Source organism: Cryptosporangium phraense, from assembly GCF_006912135.1.
GTDB classification, from domain to species: domain Bacteria; phylum Actinomycetota; class Actinomycetes; order Mycobacteriales; family Cryptosporangiaceae; genus Cryptosporangium; species Cryptosporangium phraense.
In genome coordinates this window covers 26,237-35,822 of the sequence record NZ_VIRS01000053.1, presented here as the reverse complement: position 1 = coordinate 35,822, position 9,586 = coordinate 26,237, and the positions used below count along the sequence as shown (strand labels likewise).

At 70.7% G+C, this 9,586-nt stretch carries 11 protein-coding genes; 1 reads left to right on the top strand and 10 read right to left on the bottom strand.

Annotation, left to right across the window (positions count from 1 at the left end):
• Positions 1–72: 72 nt before the first annotated feature.
• The 8 genes from scpB to ald all read right to left on the bottom strand — a co-directional run bounded on the left by scpB (position 73) and on the right by ald (position 6,476).
• Positions 73–660, bottom strand: coding sequence for an SMC-Scp complex subunit ScpB (gene scpB, locus FL583_RS41315; RefSeq protein ID WP_240746952.1), 588 nt, complete (start codon positions 658–660; stop codon positions 73–75).
• Positions 657–1,535 (bottom strand): segregation and condensation protein A, encoded by an 879-nt coding sequence (locus FL583_RS41310; RefSeq protein ID WP_142709721.1) that lies wholly within the window; start codon positions 1,533–1,535, stop codon positions 657–659. The genes scpB and FL583_RS41310 overlap by 4 nt, the downstream gene beginning before the upstream one ends.
• Before the next feature lie 16 nt (positions 1,536–1,551).
• Entirely contained in the window at positions 1,552–2,232 is a 681-nt protein-coding gene (locus FL583_RS42205) for a hypothetical protein (protein WP_142709720.1), read from the bottom strand.
• Between the two features lies 1 nt (position 2,233).
• Complete coding sequence (locus FL583_RS37750; protein ID WP_142709719.1) at positions 2,234–2,638, bottom strand: cobyrinic acid a,c-diamide synthase; 405 nt, start codon at positions 2,636–2,638, stop codon at positions 2,234–2,236.
• Complete coding sequence (locus FL583_RS37745) at positions 2,635–3,537, bottom strand: ParA family protein (RefSeq protein ID WP_142709718.1); 903 nt, start codon at positions 3,535–3,537, stop codon at positions 2,635–2,637. The genes FL583_RS37750 and FL583_RS37745 overlap by 4 nt, the downstream gene beginning before the upstream one ends.
• A gap of 130 nt (positions 3,538–3,667) precedes the next feature.
• On the bottom strand, positions 3,668–4,345 hold the full coding sequence (locus FL583_RS37740) for a hypothetical protein (protein ID WP_142709717.1): 678 nt from the start codon (positions 4,343–4,345) through the stop codon (positions 3,668–3,670).
• An 84-nt stretch (positions 4,346–4,429) separates the two neighbouring features.
• The gene (locus FL583_RS37735) at positions 4,430–5,368 is read right to left on the bottom strand and encodes a site-specific tyrosine recombinase XerD (RefSeq protein ID WP_142709716.1); all 939 of its coding nucleotides are present in this window, start codon (positions 5,366–5,368) and stop codon (positions 4,430–4,432) included.
• Positions 5,361–6,476, bottom strand: coding sequence for an alanine dehydrogenase (gene ald, locus FL583_RS37730; RefSeq protein ID WP_142709715.1), 1,116 nt, complete (start codon positions 6,474–6,476; stop codon positions 5,361–5,363). Before ald ends, FL583_RS37735 begins: the two co-directional genes overlap by 8 nt.
• A 305-nt stretch (positions 6,477–6,781) precedes the next feature.
• Here ald and FL583_RS41305 point away from each other — a divergent pair, with 305 nt between their 5' ends.
• The gene (locus tag FL583_RS41305; protein WP_205752811.1) at positions 6,782–7,132 is read left to right on the top strand and encodes an NINE protein; all 351 of its coding nucleotides are present in this window, start codon (positions 6,782–6,784) and stop codon (positions 7,130–7,132) included.
• Between the two features lie 119 nt (positions 7,133–7,251).
• Here FL583_RS41305 and FL583_RS37720 read toward each other — a convergent pair whose 3' ends face one another.
• Together FL583_RS37720 and FL583_RS37715 are read right to left on the bottom strand one after the other, a co-directional pair.
• A complete protein-coding gene (locus FL583_RS37720; RefSeq protein ID WP_205752810.1) occupies positions 7,252–7,854 on the bottom strand; it encodes an NUDIX domain-containing protein in 603 nt (200 codons plus the stop codon).
• Complete coding sequence (locus FL583_RS37715; RefSeq protein ID WP_142709714.1) at positions 7,851–9,560, bottom strand: CTP synthase; 1,710 nt, start codon at positions 9,558–9,560, stop codon at positions 7,851–7,853. Before FL583_RS37715 ends, FL583_RS37720 begins: the two co-directional genes overlap by 4 nt.
• Positions 9,561–9,586 lie beyond the last annotated feature (26 nt).

Sequence of the window (9,586 nt, the reverse complement as noted above, 5' to 3'; positions counted from 1 at the left end):
GCACCGCCTCCGCGGCGGGGGTCGGCGCGACGCGATCCTGCGTCGTTCGCGCCGCTCCCGCGGGGCGTGGGGTTACGACGCGGCGATGACATCATCCAGGGCATCCATTCCAGGCAGCAGCGGCGCGAGCGCCGGCAATTCGTCCAAAGAGTTGAGACCGAGCTTCTCGAGGAACAACGTCGTCGTCCGGAACTGGTACCCACCGGTCTCCGGGTCCGTACCGCACTCCTCGATCAACCCGCGGGACAGTAGCGTCCGGATCACCCCGTCCACCGAAACGCCGCGGATCGCCGCTACCGACGACCGGGTGACCGGCTGCTTGTAGGCGATGACCGCCAGCGTCTCGAGCGCGGCCTGGGTGAGCCGGGCCTGCTGGCCCTCCAGGACGAACCGCTCCACGTACGGCGCGTATTCCGACCGCGTGTAGAGACGCCAGCCACCCGCGACCTGACGCAGCTCGAAACCCCGCCCGGCCTCGGTGTACTCCTCCGCGAGGCCACGCAGCGCGGTGGTCACGTCGGGCACCGGGCAGCCCAGGGTCTGGGCGAGGAGCCCCTCGGTCACCGGCTCGTCGACGACCATGAGGATCGCCTCGAGCGCCGGTTCGATCCGGTCACGTTCGGGCTCCGGATCGCCGAACAGCACGCCTTCCTCGTTCACCCAGGTTCCTTCGTCTCGATCTCCGGCGCCGCGCGGCTGGCCGGCACGGCGGGAAGCTCTTCCTCGCCGTACTCGTCGATCTCCACGGCAACGCTCTCGCTGCCGCCTACCCAGCGTACGTGGAGCTCGCCCAGCGGTTCGACCTGGTCGAAATGCAACACGCCCTCGCGGTAGAGCTCGAGCAGGGCCAAGAACCGCGCGACGACCTCGAGCGTGTTCGCGCAGTCCGAGCAGAGCGTCCGGAACGACGCACTCCCCAGCTGGGCCAGTTTCTCCCGCAGGATCGCCGCGTGTTCACGCACCGAGACGCGGGGCGCGTGGATGTGGTCGATCGACACGGTCGGCACGGGCTTCGGCGTCATCGCCTTCACGGCCAGCGCGGCGAACGCGTCCGGGCCGAGCCCGAGCAGCACCTCGGGCATGGCCGCCGCGAACCGGGGCTCGAGTTGCACCGCCCGGGGCCAGCGCGTCGACCCCTCCTGCTCGCGCTCGGAGATGAACGACGCCACCTGCTTGAACGCCCGGTACTGCAGCAGCCGCGCGAACAGCAGGTCACGGGCCTCGAGCAGCGCGAGGTCTTCCTCGTCCTCGACCTCGGCCGCGGGCAGCAGCCGGGCCGCCTTCAGGTCCAGGAGCGTGGCCGCGATCAGCAGGAACTCGCTGACCTGGCCGAGGTCCCAGTCGTCGCCCATCCCCCGGATGTGCGCGATGAAGTCGTCGGTGACCTGGCTGAGCGCGACCTCGGTGACGTCCAGCTTGTGTTTGCTGATCAGCTGGAGCAGCAGGTCGAACGGGCCCTCGAAGTTCTCCAGACGGATGTGGAACTTCTCGCCGTAGCCCGAGCCCTGCTGCGGAGCTTCCAGGCTTTCGGTCACGGCAGAAACCGTACCCTCAACCCCACAGCAGCAAGAACGGCCAACACACGATGTCGAGCAGGAACAGGAACAGCGGCAGGCCCCGGAACAGCGGCAACAGCATCCCGGCGAGCAGGATCGCGATGCCGACGTTCTGATCCTCGAGCCAGTACCGGGCCTTCTGGAACCCGGTTCCGGGACGCTTCACCGCGTGCCGGAGCAGCCCCCAGCCGTCGAGCGGCGGCAGCGGGACGAGGTCGAGCAGCCCGAAGCACAGCAGCCCGACCGCCAGCGACAGCAGGAACAGCTCGACGCTGGTCCCGCCGCTCAGGTCGCCCCGCAGCACGCTGGACGCGCTCAGCGACCCGAGCGACACCGGCCCGGCGACCAGGATGAACGCCAGGAACGCGACTTGCGACGCCACCAGCACCGCGATCGGCCCGGCCAGCAGCGTCCGTAGCGGCGCCGGCGCCATCCCGGAATCCTCGAGCTTCTTGCCCCACCCGGTACCGCCGACGACCGCGGCCACCACGCCGAAGATGTCGACGTCCCGCCGGACGTCGACGAGCTTGCCGCCGGACCGCCGGGGCACGTCCCAGCCTGCCGGCACCCGCCGACGCTGGACGAGCCGGATGGCGACCACGCGGATCACCAGCCCGAGCACGAACGCCACCAGCAGGCCGGCGAACGCTACCGGCGACCCGAGCGCGAACAGCACGTCAGTGGCCGCTCGCGAGCCGTCGGACGAGCAGCGAGTGCTCTCCGTTCTGGTCGTACTCCGCCAGCGCTATCGCGATCGCCTCCCGGACGATACGGCCGCGGTCGATGCCGATGCCGTGACGAGCCCGCAGATCCAGCCGGGTCCGCTCGAGTTCGAGCAGCTCACCGGAGGACAGGTACACGGTGATCTTCTCATCGTGCCGCTGCCGGCCGCTCGGAGCCCGCGGCGACGCGCGGATCGGCGTCACCTCGGCCGGACGATCGTCGGGCCGTACGGACCGCGAGGGGGCCGGACGGGGTGCGGCGGTCGGCGTCCCGCCGATCACCTCGACCGTGCTGGCGCCGGTTGACGTCGTCATCCGGAACAGCTCGGACGCGCCGGGAAGCTGAACCCGTCGCCTCACCTGCCGAGCACCTCGCGGGCCAATGCCCGGTACGCCTTCGCCCCGCCGGACCCGGGAGCCCACGTGGTGATCGGCTCGCCGGCCACCGTCGTCTCCGGGAAACGCACGGTGCGCGAGATCACCGTGTCGTACACCTTGTCGCCGAACGCCTCCACGACCCGGGACAGTACCTGGCGAGAATGGACGGTGCGCGAGTCGTACATCGTCGCGAGGATGCCGTCGAGCTCGAGGTCGGGGTTGAGCCGGTCTTTGACCTTGTCGATCGTGTCGATGAGCATCGCCAGACCACGGAGTGAGAAGAACTCGCACTCCAGCGGGACGATGACGCCGTGGGCCGCGGTGAGCGCGTTGACGGTCAGCAGGCCCAGCGACGGCTGGCAGTCGATCAGGATGTAGTCGTAGTCGTCCTTGACCTGGCGGAGCGCGCGTTCCAACGTCTGCTCCCGGGCCACCTCGCTGACCAGCTGCACCTCGGCAGCGGACAGGTCGATGTTGGACGGCAGTAAGTCGAGACCGGCGACGTTGGTCTTGACCAGCACGTCCTCGGTGCGGATGCCGGACTGCATGAGCAGGTTGTAGACGGTCAGCTCGAGGTCGTAGGCGTTGACGCCGAGGCCGACCGAGAGCGCACCCTGCGGGTCGAAGTCGACGAGCAGGACCCGCTGATCGCACTCGGCCAGCGCGGCACCGAGGTTGATCGTGCTCGTGGTCTTGCCGACGCCGCCCTTCTGATTGCAGAGCGCGATGATCCGGGCCGGGCCGTGGCCTTCTCTGGGCGAGGCGCTCTCGTCCGACCGGCGATCCGGCCGCGCATCCTTGACGATGCCGAGGCTCGCCAGGTCGAGGGTGGCCTGTTCCAGAGCGCCCGCGTCGTCGCTCATCACCGGGTTCGTTGACATCTCACCAGCTCCCGCCGCCGAACTTGCAACGAAACCCTAGGGATCCAGTGGGGTCAAAGCAAAGAATGTCGATAAAACTGCAAGTCGCTCGGCGTGTCGTTCACCGCCTGCAACCGTGGTCCTCACTGGACTAGGCGGGCGAGACCGTGATCTGGCCGACGTCCACCCGGACGTCGACGGCGTGGGCCGCGCCGGGAACCGACGGCACCTTCACCGTGTTCTGGCCGACGTCGATCCGCGTCGTCACCGCGTACGGGCCCTGGCCGGGGAGCGTCACCTCGACCGCGCCGGTGCTCGACGTGACCGCGACCCGGTCCGGTACCGCCGCGTAACGGAGGTCGACGTCACCGACGTCGACCCGGACGTCGGCCGAGCGGCTGAGCGCGCGGTGGGCGGTCACCTGACCGGCGCCGAGCCGCAGGGCGAGCCGGCCGGACAGCCCGGTCGTCTCGATGGTCCCGGCGTCGAGGTCGGCCTGCACCGCGACGGTGGCCGGCACCGTGACCCGGTACCGCACCCGGCACGCCTTACCCGCGGTGCACCCGTCGGAGTCCAGCGTCAGGACCCCGCCGCGGACCTGGTGACCCGTCTCGGGGACGTCGCCGTTGTAGCGGATGATCTCGTCGACCGAGATCGGTCCCTTCCCGGCGACGACGTCGAGGTCGACGGCGGTGCCGGTCACCGACACCGTGTGGACGCCGCCGCCGACCTCGTAGTGCTTCTCGGTCTTGTCCCGGAGTAACCAGTCGCAGCCGCTGATCAGCCCGAGAGCCGCGACCAGCAGCACCACCGCAGCGATCCGTCGCATCGCCCGACCTCCTCGCGTCGGCACCCAGCCTGGCGAGAAACGAGTCGCGGCTCATCCGGGTATCCCCCGGATTCCACCCTTGGGTCAGCCCAGGGCCCGGGGGTGCGCGGTCAGGTAGGCCTCGCGCAGTCGCTCGGCGGTGACCAGCGTGTAGATCTGGGTCGTCGCCACCGACGCGTGCCCCAGCAGCTCCTGCACGACCCGCACGTCCGCGCCGCCGTCGAGCAGGTGGGTCGCGAACGAGTGACGCAGGGTGTGCGGGGACACCCGGCCCTCGAGCCCGGCCCGCGAGGCGGCCGCGGACAGGATTCCCCAGGCGCCCTGCCGGGTCAGGCGTCCGCCGCGGGCGTTGAGGAACAGCGCCGGGGTGCCCCGGCCGGCGATGGCCAGGGCCGGACGGGCGCGCACCAGGTAGGCGTCGATCGCGCGGCGGGCGTAGGACCCGATCGGCACCAGGCGGCTGCGGTCGCCCTTGCCGGTCAGCACGACCGTGTCTCGCTCCCCGTCCGGGGGCGGCACGTCGTCGACGACCAGGCCGACCGCCTCGGAGATGCGCGCTCCGGTCGCGTACAGCACCTCGAGCAGCGCCCGGTCGCGTAGTGCCCGCGGCTCCCCGTCGCCGGCCCCGGCGGCGTCCAGAAGGGCTTCTACGTCGGACAGGGGCAGTGCCTTGGGCAACCGGCGCGCGGGCGTCGGGGGCTTCACCTCGCGGGCCGGGTCCGCGCCGGCGCGGCCGTCGCGGACCGCGAACCGGTGCAGTCCGCGGACCGCCACCACGGCCCGGGCCGCGGACGACGCGGCCAGCGGCGGGTGGTCCTCGTCGCCGGAGCGCAGCGACGCGAGGAACTCACCGACGTCCCGCTCCCCCACCCCGGCCAGCCCGTCGACGCCCCGGGCCTGCAGAAAAGCGACGTACCGATCGAGGTCGCGGCGGTAGGCCAGCAACGTGTTGCGCGCGAGGTTGCGCTCGACCGCGAGATGGTCGAGGTAACCCCGCACGGTCCGCTGCAGGGCTTCAGGCAAGAACGTCGGCCAGCGGCAGGACGGTCCGGCCGTGGGCCGCGGCCACCGGCTCGTAGACGACCTGCCCGTCGTAGGTGTTCAGGCCGAGCGCGAGCGCCGGGTCCGCGCGCAGCGCGTCCTTCCAGCCGTGGTCGGCCAGCTTGAGGACGTACGGCAGCGTGACGTTGGTCAGCGCGTAGGTGGACGTGTGCGGCACCGCGCCCGGCATGTTCGCGACGCAGTAGAACACCGAGTCGTGGACGCGGTAGGTCGGGTCGGCGTGGGTGGTCGGGCGCGAGTCCTCGAAGCAGCCGCCCTGGTCGATCGCGATGTCGACGAGCACGCTGCCCGGCTTCATCTCGGCCACCGTCGCGTTCGTGACCAGCTTGGGCGCGCGGGCCCCGGCCACCAGCACCGCGCCGATCACCAGGTCGGCGTCGACGACCGCCCGCTCGATCTCGTAGCTGTTCGACGCCACGGTCTGCAGGTGCCCCTGGTAGATGCGGTCGGCCGCACGCAGCTTGTTGATGTCGGTGTCGAGCAGCAGCACCTCGGCCTGCATGCCCAGCGCGATCGCGGCCGCGTTCATGCCCGAGACGCCGGCCCCGATGACCACGGTCTTGGCCGCGTAGACCCCGGACACGCCGCCCATCAGCGTCCCCCGGCCACCGCCCGACGCCATCAGGTGGTACGCGCCGACCTGGGGCGCGAGCCGCCCGGCGACCTCGCTCATCGGCGCGAGCAGCGGCAGCGACCGGTCGGGCAGCTCCACGGTTTCGTAGGCGATGCCGGTGATCTTGCGGTCGACCAGCGCGTCCGTGCACTCCTTGGACGCGGCCAGGTGCAGGTACGTGAAGAGCGTCTGCCCCTCGCGCATCCGGTCGTACTCCTCGGCGATCGGCTCCTTCACCTTGAGCACGAGTTCGGCTTCGCTCCAGACCGCGTCCGGACCCTCGACGATCCGCGCGCCGGCGGCGGCGAAGTCCGCGTCGGTGAGCGAGGAGCCGAGCCCGGCGCCGGCTTCGACGGCCACGTCGTGCCCGTGCCGGACGAGCTCCTGGACGCCGGCCGGCGTCAGCGCCACCCGGTATTCGTGGTTCTTCACCTCTGCCGGGACACCGATCTTCACCTAGCCCACCTTCTCGATTCGGAAACCGAGGCAATCAAGCGTCAGTACCTCGGAAACATTGGCTTGACCCGCAGGCTACAACGGTTTCTTCTGCCCGGGAAGAAGATGCCCGCTGAGCTCGGCCGGTATGCAGGTTGTGTGGAGAAACCATGACGGTCAGCGAGGCCTTCCTCGGCACTGCGTGAAAGAACGTTCTCAGCAATCACGACAAAACGACGGTCAGCGAGACAGAAACCGGACACTAATTAACTGGTGTCGCCTACCCGATCGTCCGACGTAACCAAAGGTCGCTACGCTGCGGCGCCATGACCTACTCTCCACCTCCTGGCCAGTACCCCGGCGGTCAGCCGGGCGGTTACCCCGGCGGCCAGCCGGGCGGTTACCCGGGCGGCCAGCCCGGGTACGGCGCTGTCGACCCGCAGACGGGTCTTCCGTACTCCGACAAGTCGAAGCTCATCGCGGGCCTGCTCGGCATCCTGCTCGGCAGCTTCGGCGCGGGCCGGTTCTACACCGGTCACACCGGCATCGCGATCGGTCAGATCGCGGCGACGTGGCTCACGTGTGGTCTCGGCGCACTGTGGCCGCTCATCGACGGGATCATGATCCTCGTCAACGGCGGCACCGACGCCCAGGGCCGCCCGCTGCGTCCCAACTGAGCAACCCCGTTCCCAGCGCCGCGGCCCCTCGGGCCGCGGCGCTCTATTTTGCCCGCGCGGTCGTCGGGGGCCGGCAGCGAATCGGGCCTACGACGCGCCGCCGTAGGCCCGATTCGTCGTCACACCCGATCGGGGCGAGCCGTCCACGGCGCCCCGGCCGGCCGCAGGCCTTTCCAGCCCCGGGCGCGGGCCGCCGCGGCGGCCAGGATCCCGGCTGCCGCGGCCGCGTTCTCGATCTCGCCGGCCAGCACGCGATCGACGGCCTCGTCCAGCGCGAACCAGCGCGTGGTCATCGTCGCTTCCTCGTCGTGACGCTCGAACGGGGCGTCGGTCGGCGTCAGCCCGCGCGCCAGGTACAGCCGGATCGCCTCGTTCGACGCCCCCGGCGTGGTCAGCAGATCCACGAGCACCTCGAACTCGGCCGCCCGCAGGTCCGCCTCCTCGGCGAGCTCGCGCCCGGCCGACACCACGGCGAGTTCCCCGTCGACGTCCAGCAGCCCGGCCGGCAGCTCCCACAGCTCCCGCCCCACCGGGTGCCGGTACTGGTGCACGAGCAGCACCCGGTCGGCGTCGTCGACCGCCACCACCCCGACCGCCCCCGGGTGCACCACCCAGTCACGCAGCGCGGTGCGGCCGCCGGGCATCGTCACCTCGTCGGTGACCACGTCGATCACCCGGCCGGACGAGAACTGCGTCGTCCGGGCCACCACGTCGTAGGTCACGAGAGGGCACCCGCGGGCGCGTCCTGCACCGGGACCTCGACCGGCAGCCGGCCGGCGTCGTTGTACTCCAGCGCGGCCGCCACGAACGTCCGGAACAGCGGGTGGGAGCGGGTCGGGCGCGACTTGAACTCGGGGTGCGCCTGGGTCGCGACGAAGTACGGGTGCTGCTCGCGATCGAGCTCGATGAACTCGACCAGCGTCCCGTCCGGCGAGGTCCCGGAGAACTCCAGCCCGACGGCCGTCAGCTGCTTGCGGTAGGCGTTGTTGACCTCGTACCGGTGCCGGTGGCGCTCGCTCACGGTCGTACTGCCGTAGGCCTCGGCCACGATGCTGCCCGGCGCCAGCGCGGCCGGGTACGCGCCGAGGCGCATCGTCCCGCCCATGTCCCGGTCACCGGCCACGACGTCCTTCTGGTCGGCCATCGTCGAGATCACCGGGTGCGGTGCGTCCGGTGTGAACTCGGTCGAGTCGGCGCCCTCCAGCTTGGCCAGCGACCGGGCCACCTCGATCACCATGCACTGAAGGCCCAGACACAGGCCCAGCGTCGGGATGCGGTTCTGCCGGGCGTAGCGGATCGCGCCGAGCTTCCCGTCGATGCCCCGGACCCCGAACCCGCCCGGAATCAGCACCCCGTCGACGTCGGCCAGCGCGGCCGCCGCGCCGGCCGGCGTCGCGCACCGGTCGGCCGGGACCCAGCGGATGTCGACCTTCGCGTAGTTGGCGATGCCCCCCGCGCGCAGCGCCTCGGTGACCGACAGGTAGGCGTCGGGCAGGTCGATGTACTTGCCGACCAGCGCGATCGTCACCGTGTGGTGCGGGCGGTGGACGCGGTCGAGCAGGTCGTCCCAGCGGGTCCAGTCGACGTCCCGGAACGAGAGGTTCAGCCGGCGGACCACGTAAGCGTCGAGGCCCTCGCGGTGCAGCACCTTGGGGATGTCGTAGATCGAGGCCGCGTCGGAGCAGGAGATCACCGCGTCCGCGTCGACGTCGCACATCAGGCTGATCTTGCGCTTGAGCGCCTCGGGGATCTCCCGGTCGGACCGGCAGATGATCGCGTCCGGCTGGATACCGATGTTGCGCAGCGCGGCCACCGAGTGCTGCGTGGGCTTGGTCTTCAGCTCGCCGCTCGGCGCCAGGTACGGCACCAGCGAGACGTGCAGGAACAGCACGCGGTCGCGGCCGACGTCGTGCCGGACCTGCCGGATCGCCTCCAGGAACGGGAGCGACTCGATGTCACCGACGGTGCCGCCGACCTCGGTGATCACGACGTCCGGAACGATCCCGTCGGGACCGGCCGCGGCCATGCTGCGGATCCGTTCCTTGATCTCGTTCGTGATGTGCGGGATGACCTGGACCGTGTCGCCCAGGTACTCGCCGCGGCGCTCCTTCGCGATCACCCGGTTGTAGACCTGGCCGGTGGTGACGTTCGCGTTCGCGCGCAACTGCGTGTCGAGGAACCGTTCGTAGTGACCGACGTCGAGGTCGGTCTCGGCCCCGTCTTCGGTGACGAACACCTCGCCGTGCTGGAAGGGGTTCATCGTGCCGGGATCGACGTTGAGATACGGATCCAGCTTCTGCATCACGACCCGCAGGCCGCGCGCGCTGAGCAGATTGCCCAGGCTGCTCGCGGTCAGGCCTTTACCGAGCGAGGATGCGACTCCCCCGGTGACGAAGACGTGCGTGGTCGCCTGCGACGACAGCGACAAGGGGACTCCCGCGGTAATGGCGCGGC